The 24605-nt window shown below is 64.2% G+C and carries 19 protein-coding genes; 6 read left to right on the forward strand and 13 right to left on the reverse strand.

Going from position 1 to position 24605, the window contains the following annotated elements; all coding sequences use genetic code 11:
* Positions 1–14: 14 nt before the first annotated feature.
* From M2333_RS00540 to M2333_RS00550, 3 genes are read right to left on the reverse strand one after another with little or no spacing between them, the layout of a single operon-like run.
* Positions 15–1514 (reverse strand): GumC family protein, encoded by a 1500-nt coding sequence (locus M2333_RS00540; RefSeq protein WP_264610491.1) that lies wholly within the window; start codon positions 1512–1514, stop codon positions 15–17.
* The gene (locus M2333_RS00545; protein WP_264610492.1) at positions 1514–2707 is read right to left on the reverse strand and encodes a hypothetical protein; all 1194 of its coding nucleotides are present in this window, start codon (positions 2705–2707) and stop codon (positions 1514–1516) included. Before M2333_RS00545 ends, M2333_RS00540 begins: the two co-directional genes overlap by 1 nt.
* Positions 2704–3321, reverse strand: a complete 618-nt coding sequence (locus M2333_RS00550) for a polysaccharide biosynthesis/export family protein (protein ID WP_264571104.1) — start codon at positions 3319–3321, stop codon at positions 2704–2706. The genes M2333_RS00545 and M2333_RS00550 overlap by 4 nt, the downstream gene beginning before the upstream one ends.
* Before the next feature lie 280 nt (positions 3322–3601).
* Here M2333_RS00550 and M2333_RS00555 point away from each other — a divergent pair, with 280 nt between their 5' ends.
* The 4 genes from M2333_RS00555 (at position 3602) to M2333_RS00570 (ending at position 10108) form a co-directional block, all read left to right on the forward strand.
* Positions 3602–5125 carry a tetratricopeptide repeat protein gene (locus tag M2333_RS00555; RefSeq protein ID WP_264610493.1) on the forward strand — a complete coding sequence of 508 codons (1524 nt, stop codon included), beginning with the start codon at positions 3602–3604 and terminating at the stop codon, positions 5123–5125.
* 24 nt (positions 5126–5149) lie between these two features.
* A complete protein-coding gene (locus M2333_RS00560) occupies positions 5150–6598 on the forward strand; it encodes an undecaprenyl-phosphate glucose phosphotransferase (protein ID WP_264610494.1) in 1449 nt (482 codons plus the stop codon).
* A 293-nt stretch (positions 6599–6891) separates the two neighbouring features.
* Complete coding sequence (locus tag M2333_RS00565) at positions 6892–8067, forward strand: hypothetical protein (protein ID WP_264610495.1); 1176 nt, start codon at positions 6892–6894, stop codon at positions 8065–8067.
* A gap of 313 nt (positions 8068–8380) precedes the next feature.
* On the forward strand, positions 8381–10108 hold the full coding sequence (locus M2333_RS00570) for a hypothetical protein (protein WP_264585600.1): 1728 nt from the start codon (positions 8381–8383) through the stop codon (positions 10106–10108).
* Positions 10109–10195: 87 nt separating this feature from the next.
* On the opposite strand, the gene ggt is transcribed toward M2333_RS00570, so the two are convergent.
* Positions 10196–11923 carry a gamma-glutamyltransferase gene (gene ggt / locus M2333_RS00575; protein WP_264610496.1) on the reverse strand — a complete coding sequence of 576 codons (1728 nt, stop codon included), beginning with the start codon at positions 11921–11923 and terminating at the stop codon, positions 10196–10198.
* A 219-nt stretch (positions 11924–12142) separates the two neighbouring features.
* On the opposite strand from ggt, the gene M2333_RS00580 reads away from it, so the two are divergent.
* A complete protein-coding gene (locus M2333_RS00580; protein ID WP_264610497.1) occupies positions 12143–13936 on the forward strand; it encodes an AMP-dependent synthetase/ligase in 1794 nt (597 codons plus the stop codon).
* A gap of 15 nt (positions 13937–13951) precedes the next feature.
* Here M2333_RS00580 and M2333_RS00585 read toward each other — a convergent pair whose 3' ends face one another.
* The 3 genes from M2333_RS00585 to M2333_RS00595 all read right to left on the reverse strand — a co-directional run bounded on the left by M2333_RS00585 (position 13952) and on the right by M2333_RS00595 (position 15660).
* Positions 13952–14368 carry a DUF6491 family protein gene (locus M2333_RS00585; RefSeq protein WP_264575159.1) on the reverse strand — a complete coding sequence of 139 codons (417 nt, stop codon included), beginning with the start codon at positions 14366–14368 and terminating at the stop codon, positions 13952–13954.
* Positions 14369–14500: 132 nt separating this feature from the next.
* On the reverse strand, positions 14501–15232 hold the full coding sequence (gloB, locus tag M2333_RS00590) for a hydroxyacylglutathione hydrolase (protein ID WP_264585597.1): 732 nt from the start codon (positions 15230–15232) through the stop codon (positions 14501–14503).
* Complete coding sequence (locus M2333_RS00595) at positions 15226–15660, reverse strand: VOC family protein (RefSeq protein ID WP_264571096.1); 435 nt, start codon at positions 15658–15660, stop codon at positions 15226–15228. The genes gloB and M2333_RS00595 overlap by 7 nt, the downstream gene beginning before the upstream one ends.
* A gap of 111 nt (positions 15661–15771) precedes the next feature.
* Here M2333_RS00595 and M2333_RS00600 point away from each other — a divergent pair, with 111 nt between their 5' ends.
* A complete protein-coding gene (locus tag M2333_RS00600; protein ID WP_264610498.1) occupies positions 15772–16488 on the forward strand; it encodes an SIMPL domain-containing protein in 717 nt (238 codons plus the stop codon).
* Between the two features lie 12 nt (positions 16489–16500).
* Here the strand turns inward: M2333_RS00600 and M2333_RS00605 are convergent, their stop codons facing one another.
* The 6 genes from M2333_RS00605 to M2333_RS00630 form a co-directional block, all read right to left on the reverse strand.
* The gene (locus M2333_RS00605) at positions 16501–17439 is read right to left on the reverse strand and encodes a hypothetical protein (RefSeq protein WP_264610499.1); all 939 of its coding nucleotides are present in this window, start codon (positions 17437–17439) and stop codon (positions 16501–16503) included.
* A gap of 8 nt (positions 17440–17447) precedes the next feature.
* A complete protein-coding gene (locus M2333_RS00610) occupies positions 17448–18206 on the reverse strand; it encodes an alpha/beta fold hydrolase (protein WP_264610500.1) in 759 nt (252 codons plus the stop codon).
* Between the two features lie 13 nt (positions 18207–18219).
* Positions 18220–19302 (reverse strand): M48 family metallopeptidase, encoded by a 1083-nt coding sequence (locus tag M2333_RS00615; RefSeq protein ID WP_264604893.1) that lies wholly within the window; start codon positions 19300–19302, stop codon positions 18220–18222.
* A 15-nt stretch (positions 19303–19317) separates the two neighbouring features.
* Positions 19318–20406 (reverse strand): YjgN family protein, encoded by a 1089-nt coding sequence (locus tag M2333_RS00620; protein WP_264579586.1) that lies wholly within the window; start codon positions 20404–20406, stop codon positions 19318–19320.
* Positions 20407–20517: 111 nt separating this feature from the next.
* Complete coding sequence (locus M2333_RS00625; RefSeq protein ID WP_264610501.1) at positions 20518–22707, reverse strand: TonB-dependent receptor; 2190 nt, start codon at positions 22705–22707, stop codon at positions 20518–20520.
* Positions 22708–22868: 161 nt separating this feature from the next.
* A complete protein-coding gene (locus M2333_RS00630) occupies positions 22869–24455 on the reverse strand; it encodes a M23 family metallopeptidase (protein ID WP_264610502.1) in 1587 nt (528 codons plus the stop codon).
* Positions 24456–24605 lie beyond the last annotated feature (150 nt).

Here is a 24605-nt window from a genome sequence, read left to right on the forward strand (position 1 = left end):
ACAGTGCGCGCGGATCAGTCGTCGTCATCATCGTCATCGGGCTTCGTGCGGCCCTTGCGCCCGCCAAAGGGCCACAGGCGCTTCAAACCGCGCTGCTGCTGCTCGGCCCGCGACATGATGGTGGGGATGACCACCAGCGGCAACGCACCGGTCGCTTGCAGGACGGCGTCAGCGCCACGGATCGGTCGCGTGAGCATTTCGATCAGGAAGATCAGGCCAAAGCCGAGGCCCAAGCCTGCGAAGGCGCCGAGCAGGATGATCTTCGGGCGATTGGGCGAATAGGGATCGTCCGGCACCACCGGCGGGTCGATCACGGAAAGACGCTCGCCCTGCTGCTCGTCCTCGGCACGCTTGCCGGCCTTGGCGTTCATCAGCTGGTTGGAAACCTTCTGATATTGCTCGTTGAGGCCCGTCATGCGCTGCTGCAGCTGCGCCAGTTCCTGCTGCACCACCGGTGCGCGAATCTGGGCGCTCAGAATTGAGGCGCTGCGGCCTTCTTCGGCGGCACGCGCCGATTCAAGGCGGGAAATCTCGCGATTATTGGCAGCGATCTGCGCGGCGATCGCGGAGGTCGGAATGCGCGACTGATTGGATTTCGCCAGCTCCCGCGCCTCGGCGAGCCGCTGCTTGGCGAGTACCACGTCCGGATGCTGCTCGGTGTAGCGCGCCCGGGCGGTGGCCACGGCAGCTTCCGCTTCGGCGATCACCGGATCGCGGTCGGCCGCGCTTTGCGTCAGTTCACGCTGAGCCTGCAATTGCGCATTGGCGGATTGGAGTGCGGCGATGCGGCTGTCGATGCCGATGGTGCTGCCCGACGTCGCCATGCCGCTGCTGGCCAAAGTGAGGCCGTTCTTCAGCTGGATGTCGGCGATCTGCTTGTCCAGCGCGGCGATCTGCGTCTGCAGATCGGCCTGCTGGTCGGTGAGGAACTGAATGGTGTTCACCGACTGCGCGGCCGAGGTGCTGGCGTCCAGCTGCAGCACCTGGTCGGTCAGCGCCTGGGCGACGGCCTGGGCCTTCACCGGGTCGGAATAGTTGAAGCTCATCGAGAAGGCGATGGTGCTGCGCCGCCCGCCATTGGCGGCCTGAATGTCCGCTGTGACCGGTTCGATGGCGATCGCTTCGCGCATCGTGGTGATGACTTCGGAGAGCGACTGGGTCCGCAATTCGGTCTGGTACAGCCCGTTCCTCTGGATGAGCTCCACAAGTTGCGGACGGCTGAGGACCTGCTGGCGAATGCGCGCCATGCGCTGGTCCACGACGCTCGTGCCGTCGGCGCTGCGGGGATCGCCCGCCACATCCTCGGGAAGAAGCGAGGCCTCGACCAGCAGAACCGCCTTGGACTGGTACTGCACCGGCAGAAGGAATGCCGTGGCGATGCCGGCCAGGAGCAGCAGGAGGGCCGGTACGATGACCAGCCATTTGCGCTGCATGAGGATCGTCGGGATATGCGGCAGGAACGATGCCCCGCCGGACTCCTCAGCCGTGTCGTAATTGGCGTGGACGTTGTTCATCAGTTCTGACCGAGCCTGTACCGCAATCCAACGAGTCCGTGGATGTTTGCGTTGCGTGAGACGAGCGAGCTATATGTGTCACTATAGGTTACCGAAATGACAGCAGACAGCCGAGGACGCAGCAAACGCTCGTAGCCGACGCTCGCCCGCGCATAATCGCTATCATTGCCGCCGGTTCCCACAAGGCTGCTCGACCGGGAATAAGAGGCGCTGGCGTTGAAGCTGCTCCGCTGATCGATCTTGTAATTATACAGCGCGCCGATGGCCGTGACTCGCGAGGAGCCGGCGATCGACGAGGGGGAAACCCCGTGCGAGCCCGTGAGGCAGAAACTCGTGCGATCCCCTTCACGGCACAGATCGGCCGAGGCGTAGAAGGACGTGTTGTTGATCGACACGGCGGGGAATTGCGTCTCGCTGAAGGTCAAGCCGGCCGCGAGTTTCAGGCTCAGCCGGGGCGCCAGCCGCGTGTTAAGCTGTGCGGTCGGCGTATATTGGGTCGTCTTGCCGAAGGCGGGATCGAGATAATCGCTGCGAGCCGCATTGAAGCCCACGCCCACCGAGGTGTTTGCACCGATTGCGCGCATATAGGTCAGGCCGCCGCCGTAGGTGTCATATTCCTTGGAGAGGCCCATATTGTCCGGGAACCGCACGCGCGTGCCGTTGGCTGACACGTTGAGCGTGTCGCGGGGCGAGAGGGTGAAGCCAAGGCCAAGCTGGCCGGAGAACACGTCTGACCGCTGGCGATAGTTCACGCTGCCGCTCGGATCGACGATGATCGGGGCGCCAGGATCGACCGGCCCGCCGACGATCGGATCGTAGACCGGATACAGGCCGTTGCGCACATAGCTGCTGTAGGAGAGACCTGCAGTCAGCGAGGTTAGCGGACTGATCTGGCGGCTGATGTTGCCGGAAAGACCGTAATCTGTGGTGCCGTCGTAGAGCCGCGAATATTCCGTATGCGTCACCGATCCGCGCAACTGGGTCGTGCCCGTCGGCGAATTGATCGTGACGGTGGGGGCGAAGCTGCCGGCCAGCGTGGCGGCGGCGCTATCGCCGCCCACCGTGCCATAGGGATTGCTGGCGACACCGCCGGTGACGCCGAGATCCGCGCCAATGCGGGTGTCAGCCTGCGCGGCGCTGCCGAGCATGAGAACGGCGATGGCTGCCGAGCCGATCAGCTTCGTCTTATTCATGGAACGATCACCGTGTCGCCGGTCTGGATCTGGGGAATGGCGCGGGCGGCCTCTTCGGAGAGATTGCCCTTCATCGCGCCGCCGAGCCGGAAGCGCAGCGCTGACAGCTCATTGCCGTTCTTGCGGATGATGGTGACGTTATCGAGATTGGCGAACTCGTCCGGTCCACCGGCCATGGCGATGGCCTCGACCAGGTTCACATAGCGACCCGGGGTGAACGAGCTAGGGCCGCGGACCCGGCCCACCACAGAGAAGGTGAAGCCAGAGGGCGTTTCGACCGAGACGGTCACCTGCGGGGGCTCGCCGCGATATTGGCTGGCCAATCCGTTCGAGATCGCAGTCTGGACCTGCTCGGGCAGCATGCCCTGCGCGACGATGCGGCCGACCAGCGGGAAGGAGAAGCTGCCATCCGGCAGCACGCGGATCGAGCGCTGCAGACGCTCTTCACCCCACACATAAACCTCGATCTGGTCGCCGGGGTTAATTGTATAGGGCCGGGCGACCTGATTGGATGCACCGCCTGCCGCAGCGGCATTCTGCTGCGCCATCGCTGGCAGCGTTGCGACGGCGGCAAGAAGGCCCGCCATGGACCATGAAATTACGGGAAACCGCACGGTTGAGGATCCTTCTACTTGGCCGGGAATGCAGGCTTCATATACCAAAACCCTATGCCGTCACTACGTAAAAGCTGGGTTAATGATGTGGGGGCAATGGTTACTTTCGTTGCTTGCTGGGGTTAAGCCCTGTAACGCGACGCGGGTTGGGCGATATTCACGACAGGGCGATATGACCGGGTTTGGCAGGCTGACTTTCGCTCATGGCAGCGCCGCCCGTTTCGGCGGCAGAATGCCGAAGGCCTCGGGCAGAGGCCCATCGTCGAACGCTTTGGCAGCTTTGCTGATCCTTGCGGCCTTGGGCGGCTGCAAGAGCCCGAGCGAGCAGGCCGCCGAGCGGGCACAGGCGGCCGAAGCGCTGCTGCAGGCCGGTGACCTCGCCGGTGCGCAGCGGGCGATTGGCGAGGCGATCCGTCTGCGGGAAGATGGACCCAATTTCCAGCAATTGGCTGGCATGATTGCCTTGCAATCGGGCGATCCTGCGGGGGCCTATCGGGCGTTCCAGAGGGCGCTGGAGTTCGATGCCACGAACCGCCTGGCCCTCGCTTATGTGGCGAATCTCGGCGTTCAGCTCGGGCAGATCGCAGATGCCGAAGCGGCAGCGGATCGGCTGTTGACGCTGGAGCCCGATGCCATGCCCGCGCTCCAGACGAAAGGCATGATCGCCCTGGCCCGCGAGCAACTGGACGATGCGATGTCCTATGCGGACCGAATTCTGGCGCGCTCGGCGACAGACGAGGCCGGCGTTATCGTGAAGGCGCGGGTGCTGGCGCGGCGCGGACAGGCGGAAGAGGCCATTGCGCTGATCGACAACGCGTTGCGTGTCTCCGGCGATTCCTCGGCGCTGTTGACCAACAAGGTCAATCTGTACCGCTATCTCGGCAAGCCTGAGCCGATGGCGGAGGCGCTGGGCCGGCTGGTCGCGACCGGCAATGCCGGTACGGCCATGAAGCTGGACCGCATCAATCTGCTCTATAAGATGGGCCGGCTTCCGCAGGCCCGCGAGGCCAGCCTGGCGCTGCTCCGCGAGGGTTTGCGAGAGCCGTCGGATTATGAGGTTCTCACCCGAATCTGGTGGGAGTTCGACCCCACGCCGCTGTCGCCCGACGTCGCGCGCGGGCCGACGGATTGGCGTGACCCGCTCGCCGTCCTGACGGTTTCGCGCTATCTGCTCGCGCGCGGAAATCGCGAGACGGCCAATCTGCTTTTGAATTCCGTGCCGGATGGGCGGGCCAAGGATTTGATCGCGCCGCTCAAGCTGCGGCTGCTCATGGAAATCGGCAAGGATCAAGGAGTCGAGGGGCAGGTCGAATCGCTGCTCAAGCAGGATCCCGAGAATGTCGACGCGCTGCTGTTGCGCGCGCACTATGCGGCGAAAAGGGGCGACGCACGCGCTGCGCTGGAAGCGGCGCAGCTGGCGCTGGCGAACGATCCGCGCAATCCTGACGCCTATCAGGCCGTGGCGCAGCTTTATCGGGCGCGCGGCGAGAACTGGCGTGCCCGCCAGATCTACGAAGAGGGCTTGAAGCAGATTCCCCAGAATTTTCCTCTGGTGCAATCTTATATGCAATATCTTCATGACTCGGGGGATAGGGCGCGGAGTATGTCGGTCGCGCGCAATTTTGCCCGGGCTTTGCCGTCGTCGGAAAAGGCGTGGAGCCTGCTCGTGGCGCAATGCGCGGCCATACAAGATGGGACCTGCGCGAGCGTGGCTCAGAATGGATTGGACAATGCCCGGACAGCCTATCTCGTGGATGATCCCCCAGGCAAACCGGCCGATCGCGGCCTGTTTGGTCGCTTTTGACACCGTTTTGTAATTCGGCGAACCATGATCAGCTTTCAGCGTCCTGCGCGTAACAAATATGTCCGCTTCACGTCGAACGTGTTGCGCTCGGGAGGTATCATTAATGATAGCCTGTGCTTCCTGCTGTCCTATCTGATCACGGTCGCCTTTTACCGCAGTTTCCTGGGCTATTATCTCGACGCGCGCCTCCATTCGACCGTCGTGGTCGTCATGGCGATCAACTTTTTCCTGATCCGGATATCCCGGGACGCCTATTCCGGCTTCCGGGGGCAGGGCGATGATCTTGGTGGCAGCACATTCCTCGACTTCCTCGTGGCTTTGACGCTGACCGGATTCATCCTCGTCCAGTTTGGCAAAGGCGGCGATCTGTCGCTCCGCTTCGCGCTTATCTTCTCGCTGGTCTGCCTCATCTTTCTGGTGTTTTCGCGCCTGCTGTTCCGGCAGCTCGTTCGCGTGGCGATGAAGCACAAGATCATCGGGCAGCGCGTGGCGATCTATGGCGCGGACCGGGAGGTGACGAGCCGGCTGCTGGAACTGCTGGAGATCGAGCGACTGCCCCACATCAACATCGTGGGTTTTGCGGACGACCGGCGCTCTCGGGTCGAGACGGGCATGATCGGGCGATTTCCGTATCTCGGCGGGTTCGACGAGATGCTGGGTCTCGCGCAGCAGGGGATGCTGGACCAGGTGATCGTGGCGCTGCCTCTGGTGCGACAGGAGCGGCTCAACCAGATCATCGAGCAGCTCAGTGCTGGCGCGATCGACATTTGCATCATGCCGCGCGAGTTCCTGGTGCTGCGCGATCGGTACAGCGTCAATTATATCGGCTCCCTGCCGGTGCTCAGCGTGTGGCAACTGCCGATGCGGGATTTCGACGGCGTTCTGAAGGAGATCCAGGATCGCCTTCTTGCGCTCATCGCCGTGATCGTGCTGGCGCCGCTGCTCATCCTCACCGCGCTCGCCATCCGGCTGGAGAGCAGGGGGCCGATCCTGTTCCGCCAGAAGCGCCTCGGCTTCAACAATCTGGAAATCGAGGTGCTCAAGTTCCGGTCGATGTATACCGATCGTCAGGATGTCAGCGGCGGCGAACGGACGCGCAAGGGCGATCCGCGGATCACCCGGGTAGGGCGCATCATTCGTCGCACCAGCATCGACGAACTGCCGCAGTTGTGGAATGTGCTCAGGGGTGAGATGTCCCTCGTTGGTCCACGGCCCCATGCCTTGGCGATGCGCGTCGGCGATGCCTATTATCACGACGCGGTCCGTGGATATGCGGCGCGGCATCGCGTGAAGCCCGGGATCACCGGCCTCGCGCAGGTGAGGGGCTTGCGCGGAGAGATCGATACGATCGAGAGAGCCAAGAAACGTGTCGAATATGACATCTATTATATCGAGAACTGGTCGCCCTTGCTTGATTTGCGGATCATCCTCGAGACTGTCGTGCGCCTGATCTGGGACAAGCATGCCTACTGAGGCTGTCCGCCAGCGTGAAGGGTCGTGCGAGCGGGCTGCCATGGCCGGCGCGTTGATGAGCGCGCTCAACTGCATCGCGCGGAGGGGATGAAGCGATGCAGGCGTTGATCGCTCAGGGCGTTCTCATCCTCTGGCCGCTGGTGGCTCTGGTCCTTTACATGACCATGTCGGCCGGACGGGCGACGATCTGGACGTTGCTCGCAGGCTATCTGCTGCTGCCGCGCGGGGTTGCGTTCGACCTTCCGGGCATCCCGGCCTTCGACAAGTCCACCGTCCCAAGCCTCGCAGCGTTCGTGCTTGCGCTGGCCACCTCGCGGCGGGGTGAGTTCAAATGGCCGCGCAGCAAGGCGCTGAACCTGCTGATGTTGGGTTTCGTCCTCACGCCCTTTGCCACGGCTTTGACCAACCGCGATTTTTACATGATCGGGAGCATGGCCTTCCCGGCGCTTGGTTTCAGAGAAGGGCTGTCCATGTCGGTCGGCCATATGATCACGCTGGCGCCGTTCGTGCTCGGCGCCGGTCTGCTGGGCAATGAGCGCGGCCATCGGCAGATCCTGCTCGCGCTGGTGATCGGCGCGCTAGCCTATTCCATCCCAATCATGCTCGAAGTCAGGCTCAGTCCGTTTTTGCAGCGATGGGTCTATGGCATCGAAGACGCCGAATATTTCCTGCAACAGATGCGGTTCGGCGGCTTTCGCTCGATGGTGTTCCTCGGCCATGGCCTGCTAGTGTCCACGCTGCTCGGTATGGCACTTCTGGCCGCACTCGGCCTGATGAAGATGCGAATGAAGTTGTTCGGACTGCCGATGTCCCTCATCGCGGCTTATCTGGCGGGCATCCTGATCCTGAACAAATCCGTCGGCGCAGTCGTCCTGGTCGCCCTGCTGGCCCCGATGTTGCTGCTGCTCAAGCGGCGCATGTTCCTGATCGCAATCGCCGGGTTGGCCATGATGGTCGTGACCTATCCCGCCCTGCGCGGGGCCAATCTGCTGCCGTTGCAGGACATCGTACAGACCGCTGCCTCGTTGAGCGCTGAGCGGGCGGACTCCTTCGATTTCCGACTGAGGAATGAAGAACTGTTGCTCGACCGGGCAGAGCAACGGCCTTTGTTCGGCTGGGGAACATTTGGCCGAAATCGTGTGATCGTGGTCGCGCATTGGGGAGGCACACTCGATGTCGCGGTGACCGATGGCACATGGATCATCGTCATCGGCATGCTGGGCTGGGTAGGCTATGTGCTATTCTTCGGTTTGCTGTCCTATCCCTTCTGGCGCGCTTTCCGATTGCGCCGCAGCGCGGTGCCGACAGCCAGCCTCGCACTGGTGGCGGTCCACATGTACAACGTGCTGGACTTGATCCCAAATTCGTCCATTCAGCCGATTACATGGCTGGTTGCGGGAGCGATCGCCGGACTGCGCCTAGACACGAGGCTCCGGACAGGCCAGCGCGATGCCCAGCCGGGCAGGTGAGCCATCCCGTATATCCGCCCGCCGTCAAAGGCGCTCTCGCGAGCCTAGCAGCATGGTGTGCCGCTGATCGCCGCAGGTGGAAACCTGTTGGTAGCTTTGCTCTTGGCAAAACCGAAAGATCGGTCAACCGGCGTACAACGGCGGGCTGCAGATAATCTACAGAGCAATATATAGCGGATCGGTAACGCGATGCGTTCGGCGGGGTGGTAAGCAGGAATTTAACCACACTTGGCAATCGAAGCTTTTTGGCTCTCTCCTAGGTTCGCTTCGGGACGCAATGAATCCCTACGGGGTTGGCAGGAAGTTGAAGCGTATGAACCGGGTGCGTAAAACGAAACTCAGGTTGATCGGTGCGATGGCACTGAGTTCGACAGTGATGATGGGCACGGCGGCAGTGGCTGCCAGCACAGCCAGCGCGTTTCTTCTCTATACGGCGTCAATCAAACTGAAAGGGCTCAATCTGGTGAAATGGGCCGATGTTCTCTCGGTTCTGACCCTTGCGTCGCTCCCGTCGACGTCCTCGGGTACCAAGCCGTCGGGCTCTTCCACGACAACGATTTCTACACCGGGTTCCGCGACCACTGTTGGAAGCGGGTCGGCGGTGTCGGGTGTGCCGCCCATGAAGCTGGGTCTGAACTTGACACCCCCGACTACCTACGTGGGAAACCGATCTTTTCTGAACTTGCTGGGGAGCTGGCTCATTGTCACACCCCAGGGTGCCTGGACTGACATGCCGCAGGACCGCCTAGATGCAAACAAGCGACTTGTCGATTTACGGCCGGGAGAACTCGGCATTCGAACGATGGCGATGCCTACCCGCAGCCTGTGGGGGGAAAGCGTGGATATTATCTGCCGCTGGCAAGGCGCGGGCAGTGTCAGTGTCGGTGGCGACCCTGTGAAGAATGCCAGGCAGTCTGGTAAGACCATCACCTTCACCTTCGTTCCAAAAAATGGCGCGGGAGCCTGGTTGCGTATCGCGAATATCAGCGCGTCCGATCCCATTCGCAACGCGGATTGTAGGGAGGTAGACGCGGACCCGAACGCTACTTTTGACCCCACCTATCTTGCCGAGGTGAAGCGCTACGGCGTGTTGCGTTTCATGAAATGGTCCTATGGCGGAGTGGAAGGCAATCTTCCGGTTCGCTGGGAGACGAGAAGTAAGCTGGGCGACGAAGTCGTCAATGGACCAGATGGTGTGGCGCTGGAATACATGATCCAGTTGGCCAACGAACTGAAGGCCGATCCCTGGTTCTGTGTTCCCTGGAACGCGGACGACGACTATGTGCGCAAGTTTGCAGAGCTCGTCCGCACGAGACTGGACCCATCGCTCAAAGCCTACGTGGAGGTCTCCAACGAGGTTTGGAATTACACTTACCCTGTGACCACGCAAGCTCTGAAGGAAGGCAAGGCTGCTGGTTTGTCCACCAATGATCATGGTGCAATGCTTTTGCGCTATTCCCAGAAGACTGGTGAAGTAATGGACATTTGGTCGTCGGTCTTCGCGGGCCAGATGCAGCGGATTGTACGCGTTATAGCGATTCAGACGGGCGCCTGGAATGCGAACTATGTCCTAAGTTACGGCGACACCGCAAAGAAAGTCGATGCGGTGGCGATTGCGCCTTACTTCGCAGCGAATTTGTCCGAGACCGCGCTTGATACGCCTGCAGCGGTTGACACTGTTTATGCGAACTTGGCCGCCGAAGTCACCGACCGCATCAGCGAATCAAAGAAGGTCAAGGACGTAGCGACCAAATTTGGCATTCGGACGATCACATATGAGGCCGGCCAGCACGTCCTCGGGTCGGCACCTTTAGATAAGATGGTCGCGCTGCAACGCGATCCGCGCATGAGCAAGCTCTACACTGCTTACCTCAAGCAATGGCGCGAACAGGTCGGCGATCTGATGGTGATGTTCTCTGACTATGGCGGCGGCAGCAAGTGGGGAAGCTGGGGGCAGCGGGACTATGTCGGCCAGCCCTTGAGCCAGGCGAATAAGGAGAATGCGGTGGAATTGTTCCGGCAATCCTACATCACGCGCTGATCCGTTGAGGCAAAAAATCGGAGGGTGGGCAGCACAAACGCTGTCCACCTTTTCCATTTTGCGCTTAGCTCGAACCCTTTCCAGCGGTCAGCGCGCCGCTTCCACCAAGACCCGCCCCTCTCTGCGCGGGTCATAGCCGCCGTCAACCACGCCATTGCGGATGATGACGGCATGAACACCGCTGTCTTCACCTTGTCCGGGTCGCAGGTCGATGCCGCGGGCCTTCAGGCCTGCCAGCGTGTCCGGCGAGAACTTGCTCACTTCACCCTGAAAGGCAGAGCCACGTGCGATGAGGTTGGGGAGGGCGAGGGCTTCCTGCATGGGGAGGTCCCAATCCACCGCAGCGACCAGCGACTTGCCCACATAAGCGAGAATGGCGTTGCCGCCCGCCGAGCCGATGGCGCCCGCGAAGTGGCCCGCGCGATCGACCATCACCAGCGGGATCATCGAGGAACGCGGGCGCTTGCCGGGGGCGACGGCGTTGGCTGCCGGCCTTCCGTCCGCATCCTGCGGCGTGAAGGAAAAATCGGTCAGCTGATTGTTGAGAAAGAAGCCATCGACCATGCGGCCCGTGCCGAAGATGGATTCGACGGTCGTCGTGATCGAGACAACATTGCCGCGCGCGTCGCCCACGATGAAATGGGAGGTGCCGCCGGGCTCATGGGTATCGTCGATGCCGGCGATCTGCGCACCGGGCGGCACGCCGGCCGAGGGCGGCGGCCCCGCGGTAGCGCCGATCAGCTTTGCCCGGCTGTCGACATAGGCGCTATCGAGGAGCCCGGCGACGGGAACGGCAGTGAACGCCGGATCGCCGACATAACGGTCGCGATCGGCGTACATCAGCCGGCTCGCCTCGGCGAACAGGAACCATGCCTGCGGGTCGGCTGGCCCGCGCTTGTCGATGTCGGTGCGTTCCAACAGGGAGAGCAATTGCAGGAAGGCGACGCCGCTTGACGGCGGCGGCGGTACGCACACGACGTAGACCCGGTAGGGATTGCACACAGCCTCACGCTTGATCGGACGGTAGGCCGCCAGATCAGCCAGCGTCATGCTGCTGCCGAGGGGGCCGGCAGCGACTCGCGTCACTATCCGTTGCGCGGTATCGCCGGCATAGAGCGCGGATGGCCCTTGCGCGGCGAGCCGTTGCAGAAATTCGGCATAAGCGGGATTGGCGAGCTGATCGCCGGCCTTCTTGATCGATCCGTCCGGGGCAGAAAAATAACGCCGCGCATCGGCCACCTGCATCTGGGGAAAATTGCCTTCCAGGAACTTGGCCAGGCGCGGCGTGATGGTGAAGCCGGTGCGTGCCGTCCGCTCCGCATCGCCGAAGAGAGATTTCCAGGGCAGGCTGCCATGCTCGTCATGAGCCAGGGCCAGCATCCGCACCGCACCCGGCACGCCGGTTGCCCGGCCGCTCACCAGCGCGTCGCGGAAGGGGATGGGCTTGCCATCGGCACCGAGGAACATGTCCGGCGTGGCACCGGCGGGCGCGGTTTCCCGGCCGTCATAGACGACCACCTTGCCTGTGCCGCCATCGAAGAAGGTCATGAATGCGCCGCCGCCCATGCCCGAGCTCTGGGGTTCGACAAGCGAGAGCATCGCCTGCACGGCAATGGCCGCATCGACAGCGCTGCCGCCCTGGCGCAGGATCTTCATGCCGGCTTCCGCTGCCAGCGGGTTGGACGCCACGACGAAATTCTGGGCTACCGGCGAAGCAGGACGCGGCGCTGTGCTCGAGCGGGGCGGCGCAGTCGTCGCACAGGCCGTCAGGGCTAGCGCGGAAAGGAAGCCGATGGCGGCACGGAAATGGAACATATGGCAAGCCCGCTTGGTTGTAATCGATGACGCTGCGCTGCAGTCGCGGCACAGTGGGGCGCGCACGATCCCGAAGCAAGGGGATGATGTGCGTATCTTGCCGGCGCTGCCGCCCATGCACGATCGGGCGCGCGGGCAGGGTGGCCCTCGCGCAACGGCGCGCTATATGGGATGTAAAGGCGCTCGCTGTCGGAGCAGCCGGTTCAAGGAGAGCGTTGCTTGCAGGCCCTCGAATATTTTCCAAGCCTGACCGCCATGTTTTTCACGCGCGCCATGGAGCGCGGCGAGCGGCCGTTCCTGTGGGCCAAGCAGGGCGAGCAATGGCAGCCGATCAGCTGGATGGAGACCGCCCGCCGGGTTGCTTCAATGGCAAAGGCGCTCAAGGCGCTGGGCGTCGCGCCGGGCGACCGGGTGATGCTGGTCTGTGAGAACCGACCGGAATTCTGCATTGCCGATTTGGCGATCATGGCGGCGGGCGCCATCACCGTGCCCACCTACACCACCAACACCACGCGCGATCATGAGCACATCATCGGCAATAGCGGCGCGCGGGCGGTGATCTTCTCGACCGCGAAAATCGGCGCTGCCCTGCTGCCCGCCGTCGTGCGCTCGCGGATCGAATTCGCGATCAGCATCGAGCCGATCAAGTCGATGCAGAACTCGGCTGTGCAGATCTGCGACTGGGCGACGCTCATCGCCGAGCATCCGGCCGATCCTGTCGCCTGCGCCGCCGAGCAGACGGCCACGCGCGATGATATCGCCTGCCTGATCTACACCAGCGGAACCGGCGGGGCGCCGCGCGGGGTGATCCAGCATCACGGTGCGATCCTTTGCAATGTGGAGGGCTGTGTCGACATCATTGCCGGTGATTTCGGCTGGGACGACGAGGTGTTCCTCTCCTTCCTGCCGATCAGCCATGCCTATGAGCATTCGGGCGGGCAGTTCCTGCCGATCGGGTTGGGCGGGCAGATCTATTATGCCGAGAGCCTGGAAAAGCTGGCCAGCAATATTGCCGAAACCCGACCGACCATCATGGTGGTCGTGCCGCGCTTGTTCGAGCTGCTGAAGACCCGCGTCACCAAGGCGGTGGAGAAGCAGGGCAAGGTGCCCGCGCTGCTGCTGGAGCAGACACTGCGGCTGGGCGCCAAGCGGGCCGAGAGGGGCGGCACGCTGCCCGTGTGGGACAAGCCGCTCGAGGCCGTGCTCAACCGGACGATCAATCCCAAAATCCAGGCCCGGTTCGGCGGCAGGATGAAGGCGCTCGTGTCCGGCGGTGCGCCGCTCAACCCGGAGGTGGGGACCTTTTTCCAGTCGTTCGGTCTCACCTTGCTGCAAGGCTATGGCCAGACGGAGTCGGGACCGGTGGTAAGCTGCAATCGTCCCTCGGTCGGGCTGCGGATGGACACGGTGGGGCCGCCGCTCAAGCATGTGGAGGTGCGCATTGCCGAGGATGGCGAAATCCTCGTGCGCGGCGAGCTGGTAATGAAGGGCTATTGGAACAACCCGGCGGAAACCGCGCGGGCCATCCAGGATGGCTGGCTGCACACCGGTGATATCGGCCGGTTCGACGATGCCGGGCGGTTGATGATCACGGACCGCAAGAAGGACCTGATCGTGAATGACAAGGGCGACAATGTCGCCCCGGCCAAGCTGGAGGGCATGCTGACCCTGCAGCCGGAAATCGGGCAGGTGATGGTGCATGGCGACCGGCGCCCGCACATCGTGGCGCTGATCGTGCCCGATCCGGACTGGCTCAAGACATGGGCACAAGCGCAGGGCAAGCAAGCCGATCTTGCAGCGCTGCGTGAGGACCAGGTGCTGCATGGGGCGATCAGGGCCGCGGTCGATCGCGTCAATATCGACCTGTCCGTGATCGAGAAGGTGCGGCGCTTTGCGTTGGCGGACGAGCCGTTCACGATCGACAATGAGATGCTGACGCCCAAGCAATCGATCCGCCGCCACGTGATCCGGGCACGCTATCAGGCGCGGCTGGACGCGCTTTACAAGGCGTGACGGCTGCCCGGCGTGTTACTTGCCGGGCGTGCGATAGGGAATGAAGTCGCCCAGTGCACAGCTGCCGGTCATCGCGCCCGAAGGCAGGTTCACCACGCGGGCGATGTCGCCCCGGCAGTATTGCGACGAACTCATGCGGTTCATGACCAGCGTGTCGCCGCGCGAGATGCCGGTGCAGCTCCCCTGCAGACGGTTGAGATAGACCTGATCCTTGCTCACGACATAGACCAGGGTGTTATCGCCGATGGACCGCAGGCGGCTGCTGTCGAATGAGGTCACGCAGGAGACGGGCTCGCCCGCCGTCTTGCCCTCCAGCAGACGCTCCAACTCCTGCGTTTCGCGTTCGCTGAGCCTCGGTTCGGGAGCGGGACCCGCCGTCGCGCAGGCGGCCAGCGGCAGGACCGCCAATGAGAGACACAATCTGTTCATCATCTCCGCTCCTCTCGCGTCCTTCTGTCTCGCGAAACTAGCAGATTTCCGGCTGTCTCGCATCTTGTATGACGGATACGAATGTGCGGGCCCTTGGTTGCGCAGGCCAGGACAGAGCGCCGTGGCCTCTATTGCCTAGCCCCTGTCCTTGGCCGCGCGCCGGCTGGCCAGTTCCTCCACGCTTTGGGCGCGCATGAAGGGGTTGGTGGCGCGTTCCAGCGCGATCGTTGTGGGAACGGTGGCCTCGTCGCGCGCGCGGGCAGCTTCGACCTGCGCGAGGCGATCCGCGATGGCCTCATTCTGCGGTTCTGCCTGAAGGGCGAACTTGCCGTTGGAGAGCGTATATTCGTGCGCGCAATAGACCTGGGTGTCGTCGGGCAGGGCCTCGAAGCGTCGCATGTTGGCGTACATCTGCGCGGGCGTGCCCTCGAAGAGCCGGCCGCAACCCATGGCGAACATCGTATCCCCTACGAAGATCATGGCATCTTCCGCAAAGTGATAGGCGACGTGGCCGGCGGTGTGTGCGGGCACCTCCATCACCACCGCTTCATGGTTGCCCAGCCGCACCCGGTCGCCTTCGCGTGCCGGGCGATCGACATTGGGGATTTTCGCGAGTTCGGCGGCGGGCGCCGTGACGGTGGCGCCGGTCGCTGCTACGATGCCCGCATTCCCGCCGATATGATCGCCATGCCAGTGCGTGTTCCAGATCTGGGTGATGGACCAGCCGCGCGCCTGCGCGGCCGCCAGCACCGGCTCGGCCACCGAGGGGTCGACGACCAGCGTCTCCCCGCTCGGCTTGTCATGAACCAGCCAGACATAATTATCCGACAGAACCGGAACACGCAGGATTTCGAGCGTGCTCACCATTCACCCGTGTTCGGCATCGACGCCCAGGGTTCGGCCGGTTCGAGATGGCCATCCTGCAGCAGCTCGATGGAAATGCCATCGGGCGTGCGGACAAATGCCATATGGCCGTCCCGGGGCGGGCGGTTGATGGTCACGCCATTGTCCATGAGGCGCTGGCAGGTCTCGTAGATATTCTCGACCCGATAGGCGAGGTGGCCGAAATTGCGCCCGCCGCCATAGCTTTCGCCGGCGCTGCCGTCTTCCGGCGGCCAGTTGTAGGTCAGTTCCACCTGCGCATCCTCATCGCCCGGCGCGGCGACGAAAACGAGCGTGAAGCGACCTTTCTCATTATCGAAGCGACGGACTTCCTTAAGGCCGAGCAATTCGAAAAAGCGCAAGGTTGCGTCGATGTCGGTGACGCGGATCATGGTGTGGAGATATTTGGGCATGGTGCAGCTCTTTCCTTTGGTCCCGCGTCAGCAACGGTTCAGCACAAGAGTGAGATAGTCACCTCTCAAATAGGCGTCTCGCGGTCGCGGGAAAAGAGAGGAATGCGCACAATGGTTTGGCTGCAGGACATGAACAAGGTCGCTTTGGCAGGTGCTGTGGTGCTTGCGGGCGGCATGATCACCGGTGGCTACCTGCTTGGGGATGGCCTGCGGCGTGCCCACACAGCTGACCGATCCGTCACGGTGCGGGGCCTCGCCGAGCGGAATGTCACCGCAGACCTCGCGACCTGGACCATCGCCTATTCCGCGACCGGCACTGACCTTGCCAGCGTGCGGGCGGAGATCGAGGGCAATACGGCTGAACTGCGCGGCTACTTCAAGAGCCTCGGCTTCCCGGACAATGCGCTGACCGCGACCGGGGCCGGGGTCAATCAGTTCATCAACAATGGCGTCCCCAACATCACGATCACCCAGCGGATGCAGTTGCGCACGACCGATATCGAGCGGGCGCAAAAGGCAGTGGCCAATCAGTTCGATCTCGTGCGGCGCGGCGTGACGCTGCAGGAAGGTTCGGCGATGAGCTACAGCTTCACCAAGCTCAACGATATCAAGCCGGAGATGGTCGCCGCCGCGACCAAGGATGCGCGCTCCTCCGCAGAACAGTTCGCCAAGGATAGCGGCACCGGCGTGGGCGGCATCAAGAGCGCGACGCAGGGCTATTTCTCGATCGAGCCGCGCGATGGCGAGACATCCGGCGGCTATGGCGCGGCCGACACGCCCTTCAAGAAGGTGCGGGTTGTGACGACGGTGGACTTCTACCTCGATTGACTCCAGCGCGCGTCAGCGACCGCTGTCGGTGGCTGACGCGCCCTCGGCGGCGGGGGCCGGCTCGCCGCTCAGCTGGGCGAGATAGTCGGTGGCCTGCCGGGCAATATCGCTATCGCGCGCAGCCAGCTCCTTGCTGCGGCTGAAGGCAGCGCGGGCGCCGGCATCATTGCCTGAGAGCGCCAGAATGATGCCCTGTTCCAGCGCAATGGCGGCATCGTTGCGGGCGCGGCTGGCGGCTTCCTCGATATGCAGGCGAGCCAAGGGCAGGTCGTCCATGCGCCGGGCCAGCGTGGCCGAGAGGAGCCATGCGAGCGGATCGGCGGCGGCCAGCACGATCGCCTGATCGAGGTCGGTACGGGCGCCGGGCAGATCGTTGGCACCCACGCGGGCGCGGGCGCGATCCAGATAGATTTCTCCGGTCGCGAGCGTCTTGGGCAGGGGGCGCGAGAGCGCCGCGTCCAGCGCCCGCAGTGCGCGTGGCGTTTCTTCCGCGATCAGTGCCGCGTTGCCGGCCTGCGACCACAATCGCGCCTGCGTTACCGCGTCGAGGCCCTTGAAGGTCGCGCCATCCTCGAAAGCCTTTGCCGCGTCGCTCCAGCGCCCGGCCTGGCCGAGCGCATAGCCCCGGCACTGCGCGGCATAGGCGCCGCCATTGGCCTTTGCCCAGCTTTCCGCATCGGCAATGCCCTCGGAGGGGTTTGCGTTGGCGCGCTCCAGACAGGTGGCGAGGCGGGGTGCAATGGCGGGCGGGACGACGGCGGCCAGTTCCGTGCTGTCATTGCCGGCGCGTTCCGCGGGCACCTGCTCGATCCAGGGGCGCTGCTCTCGCTGCTCGGCCTCGGCGCGGCGCATCTCGTCTCGTCGCCGCAGCAAGGCCTCGATCTCGGGATCATGCTGGGGCACGCTCGCTTGGGCGAGCTGGGCGAGGGAAAGCGCGGCGGCAACGAGCATAGGCAGGGTCAGGACTCCACGAGGCGCGCGACAGTCGCGATCAGCAGGGCAATGTCCTGCGGGCGCGAGAGCCGATGATCGCCATCCTTGACGAGCAGCGTCTGCACATCGGCTGAACGAACCTGCTGCGCGATCCGCACGGCGATCTGCCAGGGGACGTCGGCATCGGCCTGGCCCTGCAGCAGCCGCACCGGGCCATCGATCGCGATCTCTCCATCGAGCAGCCGCAGCGCCTCACCCGACTCCCAGAAGGCGCGTGTGGTCACATAGGGCTGGTCGCCATAAGGCGTAGGCTCGATCAACTTGCCGTCGCGCTGCAGGGTCGCCTTCTGCGCGGCATCAAAGCCCCAATCGGTAAAGTCCGGCGCGGCGGCGATGCCGACCAGGCCGGCGACGCGCGCGCCCAAATCGCGGGCGAGCAGCAGGGCCAGCCAGCCGCCCATGGAGGAGCCGACGAGGATGACTGGCCCGGCGGGGACGCAATGATCGATCACGGCGCGGGCATCGTCGCGCCAGCTGGCGAGTGTGCCGTCCTCGAACCGCCCTTCGCTTTCGCCGCAGCCGGCATAATCCAAACGGAGCATGGCGCGACCTTGGGCGGCGGCCCAGTCGTCCAGCGCGAGCGCCTTGCTGCCCATCATGTCCGACATGTAGCCGGGGAGGAACACGATCGTCGGCCCTGTGCCGGGCCGGTGGCGGTAGGCGAGGCGCAGGCCCGCGGCGTTGGGCAGGAAGGCGGGCGGTGCGCTGGTGATGTCGTCAGTCATGACGCTGCCCTTATCAGAACGGGAAGCGGCTGGCAGGTGCGACGTCCTTGTCATCCTTGCAGGCATTCACGATGGCACGCCATTCCGCCGGAGTCAGTGCGGCCTCATAGCGGTGGCCCTTGCGCGCCGAGGCTTCGAATGCCTTGCGCCGTTCGGCAGAGATGGGGTGCGACGCCATGAGATTGGCGGCACGCTCGATCTGCTCCCCGCCGTCGCCTCCCCCGAGGCGTTTAAAGAAAGCGGCGGTGGGCAGGGGCGATATGTCGGCCTTCTGCAAGGCGCCGATAGAGTAGCTGTCCGCCGCCCGCTCGGCATCGCGGCCATAGCTCAGGGACAGCAGGCCGTTGGCGGTGTTGCCGAGGTCGCCGCCGAACCCGCCCAGCACGATGCTGAGGCCAAACTGACGGATCAGCGCCGTCATCGTGTCGCGGTTGCGGACATGGCCGATCTCATGGGCGAGGATTCCCGCCACTTCATCGGGGGACTGCGCATCCTGAATGAGCTGGTCGAACAGCAGGATGTGGCCGCCGGGCAGGGCGACCGCATTGACCATCTTTACATTGGCGATGCCGATGCGGCGGATGGGTACATCTTCCCCGAGCTTGCGCTGGAGCTTGTCGAGCGCGGCGCGGCTCTGCGGGGTCTGGCACAGGCGACCGCCGAAATCGCCGATCATGGCATCGCCGAGCCGTTGCTCCCAGCTGAGCGGAACATGCGGCGCGATCCAGTCGGGCGCGCGGAGGACGGCGTAGACGACGCCCGCCGCGATCACGGCGAAGAGCGCCAGTGCCCGCCACAGGCCGACACGGTCGATCCAGCGGCCATAACGTGCGGGGAGGGGCAGGTGGATCGCGAAGTCCTGCGGTGGCGCGCCGGTGAAGCCGAGCCGCCAGCCATGCTGCCCGCGCAGGCCGTAAATAGAGCGCCCGCCGCTGCCATCGACCGGCACCAGATCGCCCCAGCGGTGCGGGCCGCTTTTGTTCAGACCCCAGCGGAGCGTGAACGTCTCTGCTGTCCATTCGAGAACCGGATGATGGCGCGTCGCGCTGGTACCATCATAATGCCAGATGGTCTCGTCCGGGCCGGCCTGGGTCATGCGCGCGCTATGGTGCTAGATGGCGCCGATGTCGAACGCATCGGCAAGGCCCTCGCCCTGACCCGGCGCATTCGTGCTCGACTGGGTGAGAGAGGAGAGGCTGATCTCGCCGCTGGCATCGAGATGAACGATGAAGAACTTCCAGTGCCGATAGGAGAGGAAGACGAGGCCGATGCCGAGCGTCAGCACCACCAGCGCGATGTCGCCAAGGATGAGCTTGAACCAGTCCTTGGTGCGGGCCGAGAAGTGGAAATCGAGCGTCGAAAGTGACAGGCTGCTCACGGCCACGCGGAAGAATTTGGCGTAATAGGCCAGCGCAAAAAAGCCGATGATCGTATAGATCAGCAGCACCATCAGGATCATCGCGAGCACGAAGGCGAGGCCGGGTTGGGCCTGCGTCTCGGGATCGAAACCGCCACGCATCGCAGCGCCACCACCTGCAAAGATGAGTACGGCCATGACGGCAAAGATGATGAACGGCAGCAGGTAGAACAGCAGGAATCGGCGGAAGATCTGGCCAGGCATTGCCGCCGCGCGGAAGGGATGGGGGCCAAAGCTCATCGCGTTCCAGCGGTCGTTCCACAGCGAGGTCATCGACCAGGGAATGAGCAGGCCGATCACCATCCACGCGACGATGTTGCGCCAGACATAGGACCAGCCATAGGCCCAGCCCTTGTCATTGCTGCCGCCGCGAATGCCGTGCCACCATGTGCGGCTGAGGCGATAGCGCAGCATCCGCATGCGCGCGACGCCGGCGAGGTAGAAGATCACCATGAATGACGCGAGGCCCAGCACGCCAGCGAGCGGGGCCTGCCCCCGCAGCACCATCGCCTGCATGCCAAAGTTGAGAAACAGGAAGGGGATGCCGAAGAGCACCAGCACGATCAGGAAGCCGATGAGCAGTTCAACGCCGGTACCGGTCCATTCCAGCCGCTCGTCGATGAAGCGGGTGCGGCTCCACAAATAGCGGCGAGTCCGCGTCGTCGCCCAGAAGCGATAGACGCCCAGCGTCACGATGGTCAGCAGCAGATTGGTGAAGGCAATCGGGGCGTATTCCCGCCAGCTTCCTTCAAAACCGAATGCACGGTCGGTCTGGTCGTTCATTGGCAATGGTCCCCCGGCTATTGCGCGGGCGACCAGACACCGGATGCGGCTGAGCTGTCAAGTGACTGAGAAAAAAGGGCGGGGCGCGGAGAGGGGCGCCCCGCCCGGCACTCACAGGGCGAGGGAGACGGTGAGGCGTATGTCGCGCCCGGCGAGCGGGGCGTAATCCTTGAGCAGGCTGGCATGGCGCCGCGCCTCGACATCGAAGATGTTGTTGGCTTGCAGGGAGAAGGAAACCTGCTGGTTCGCGATGGCGGGTTTCCAGGTCAGCCCGGCGTTGACGAAGGTGTAGGCCGGCGTAACGGTCTCGCGCGCGCTTACCCGATCCTGCTTGAAGGCCTGTTCGATCTCGCCGCGCACAGACCATTCGCCGGCATCGAGCGTGGCACCGCCAAGCAGCCGCAGCGGCGGGATGCGCGGCACGGGCTCGCCGCTGTCGAGCGTTGCGCGCGTGAAGTCGGCCAGACCATCCAGGCGCAATTCGGTGCGGCCGAATGTCGCCGCCGTCCAATCCGCCTGAATCTCCGCGCCATAATATTCCGCGCCGGATTGCAGATAGGCAAAGCAGGGGAATTCGAGCGAGGTCGCGCCGCTGGCCTCCAGACAGGCGCTGTCATCGACGATGGAATCGTAAATGAAACGGTCGAACTTGTTGTAGAAGCCCGAGACGGTGAGGTGGAAGTCCTGGCCCCGCCCGTGCAGCGTACCCTCGACGCCCCAGCCGCGCTCGGTGCCGAAATTCGGGTTGCCAAGCTCAAAAGCCTGCGTGCCGGCATGGTTGCCGCGCGCGAAGAGTTCGTCTGCCGTGGGTGCGCGCTCGACCCGGGAGAGGTTGACGCCGACCCGCCAGTCAGTCGCGATGGCATAGCTGGCGCCGAGCGATCCCGACACCGTGTCGAAGTTGCGGCGATAGTCCGGCGAGCCAAGGTCGCTGTCCTGCGCCGCCTCGATGCGGTTGTGCTCGAACCGCGCGCCGGCCTCCAGCCGCACCTTGCCGAGATCGAGCGCCTGCAGCGTGAACAGGCCCCAGGTCTCGCTGTCGATAGCCGGCAGGAACTTCTCCTCGCCTTCGATGTGGCTCTTGCGCAGCAGCATCTGGCCGCCGATCGCGCCTTCCCATCCGCCGCGCCGCGCCTGTACGAGATCGAGCCGGGTTTCGAGGCCTTGCGTGAAGAAGCGGGTGTGGATGTCCTGCCCGTCAAGCGACATTTCGGCATGTTCGTAATCGGCCCAGCCGGCGCGCAGGCGGATCTGGTCGAGCAATCCGCCGCCCACATTCACTTGCGCGCGCAGATCGGCACGGGTCTGCTTCATCTGGATTTTGACTTCCTCGGCGCCATGCTCGTGCTCCCCTTCTCCGCCCTCGATCGCGCCTTCGTCCTCATGATCCTCGTGCGTCACGTAGCGGATCGGCAGGCCGTAGGTGAATTGCGAGCGCCCGACCGAGAAGCCGAGGGACCCGCCGGAATCGATGTAGTTGAGGCCGCCGGTGTAGCTCCAGCCTTCGATGGCGGAGTTAGGGATGCGCCCGCGCAGCCCGGCGAGGTTGCGGATATCGGCTTCGTCGCTTTCCAGCGCTTCGGCGCGCGGCTCGGTGCCCAGCACATAGCCGCCGCTGCGCAGATCGCCGGTTTCGATCCAGCTGCCATCGGCATGGAAGACGAAGCCGCCGCCCAATGCAATGTCGGTCTTGCCGGCGAGCGATTTCTCGCGGGCGGCGCTGCCGAATGTGCCGGTAGCGGCCAGATCGAAGCCGCCTTCGGGCAGATGTGTGGGAATGCGCGTGTCGATGACATTGACGACGCCGCCGACCGCGGACGAACCATAGAGCAACGCTGCAGGGCCGTGGAGCACCTCGATCCGGTCGGCGAGCAGCGGATTGATTGCGACGGCATGGTCCACCGAGGTGGCGGACGCGTCGAAGCTGCCGATCCCATCGGTGAGCAGGCGGATGCGGTCGCCCGAGAAGCCGCGCAGGATCGGGCGAGAGGCGCCAGGACCGAAGGATGTGGAAGAAACGCCCGGCTGCCGGGCCAGCGTTTCGCCCAGGCTCGGGCGGATGTCGCGGGCCAGCTCCTCGCCGGTGAGGACGGATGTGCCGCCCAGCACATCGATATGCGAGCGGGGGATGATCGCGGTGACGACGATGTTCTCCGGCCGATCGTCATGGCCATGCGCTTCGCCGGTATCCGGCGGCGGCTGGCGCTGCGCCAGAGCAGGGGCTGCTAACAGCGCGGCGCTGGAGAGAAGGGCGGAGAGGGCGGCGGTATGCGCGAGGCGCGGACGGAAATTGCTTTTCATATGATATAACGTAACGAGTGGAAAAATGCTGCGCAAGCGAAATATCGTTCGGCGTTCGCTTCGTGCAAATTTTCACGCGGCAGCAGGGCGGGGCGCGTCAGGCGCGCCGAAGACGCGGCATCCGAGGGGAACCGGCGTCGCTCGCGACCGAGCGGACGCTCTTATCGCGTGCGGCTGGACCCGCCGCCTGCCGACTGAGCGGACGCAGCAGCGCTTGAGGCATTGCTCGCTGCCATTTCCGTCGGCTCCGTCTTCGCAGGCTCAGGAAGGCCGGCGCGCAGGCGCTTGAGTTCGGCAAGGCGGCCCTTGAAGGCGCGTAGTTCGGCGCCGGCCAGTTGGGCCGTCTCCGTGAACTTCACGCTCGCCGGATTGATCGTGCGGCCATTGCGATAGAGCTCGTAGTGCAGGTGCGGCCCCGTGGAGAGGCCTGTCGAGCCGACATAACCGATGACCTGCCCACGCTTGACGCGCTGGCCAGCGGCGACGGCAATGCGGCTCATATGGCCATAGCCGGAACCAAGGCTCCCACCATGCTCGATCTTGACGTACTTGCCGTGGCCGCCGTGCCAGCCGGAATAGGTCACCCGGCCGTCGCTCACCGCGTAAATGGGTGTGCCAGTGCTGGCGGCGAAGTCGAGGCCAGCATGCATCCGGCTGTAGCCGAGGATCGGATGCCTGCGCATGCCATAGCCGGAGCTCTGTCGTCCGCTTACCGGACGGGCGAGAACGCCGCGCCGCTCACCGACGCCGGATGCCTCGAACCACTGCGCGCGGCCGGCCTGCGTCCAGCGCAGCAGGTTGATGTCCTTGCCTCGCTGCCGCTGGAGGCCTGCGAACAGCAACTCTCCGGTCTCGCTTTCGCCGGTTGCGGCGCGGCGGTGGGCGACAATGATATCGAACGTATCGCCAGCCCGCAGGCCGTTGCCGACATTGACCTGCGCCGACAGCACTTTGAGATAGGCCTGGATCGTCGACGGATCGGCGCCGGCTGCGCGGGCGGAGCGGTAGAGGCTGTCACCCACCTGGCCGCGAATGCGCAGTGGCGTGTTGTCCACAATGATGGGAATGCGGCGCAGCGCCAGCGCGCCATCCTGCCGGGTGATTTCCAGCGCCAGCTCGAGCTTCGCGCGGAGGGACAGATGATCCAGCGGGCGCGCGACATTGCGATTGGCGCGCCGGCCGAGCACGATGCGCACGCGGGTGCCGGGCGCGATCGTGGCAGGATCGACGGCCTGCCGGATCAGCGCCATCGCCGCGCTGGCGTCATTGCTGCTGATGCCTGCGCGCGAGAGGGTGTGGGCGAAGCTGTCACCAGTGCCGACGGCCGCATCCAGCTCGATCTGCGGGCGCTCGGGCGTCTCGCGCAGCGGCGCGACCAGATCGGTCGGTCCCATGCGCTTGCCTGTATCGGCCCCGAGCGCCGAGGCGCTGATCATCTGCGAGCGATACTGGTCCAGCTGCTCGGTCGAGAGCGGCGCGGGTTGTGCGCCGGGAACGGTCAGAACGCCGGGCGCGGACATCACCATGATGCCGCAGAGCGAAAAGCAGGTGATGAGACCGCGCCACCAGGTCCGGCTGCCGATGTTCTGGCCAAGATCGGGCGCGAGATCGACGCGATGCGCCCAGTCCTGCACTCGCTCGCGCCAGTCGACAGAACGGAGCGGTGCGAGCACCTTCGCCGGGCTGTTAAGCCAAAGCGTACCGGTGCCGGCGCCCTGCGTGGGGCTAAGCTCGATCTTCTGAAACACGAATTGATGCGCCCCTGACGGCTTCTGCCACGCTGTCGCGACTGCCAAACGTCGCGCTTTGTTTGTAAACGCAGCGGGTTAAAGTCAAATAAAGACACAATATCGGCCCATAGCTTGCGGCGAGTTGTGCGCAATCGTCGGCTGATTGCG

The organism is Sphingobium sp. B11D3B, from assembly GCF_025961735.1.
GTDB lineage: Bacteria > Pseudomonadota > Alphaproteobacteria > Sphingomonadales > Sphingomonadaceae > Sphingobium.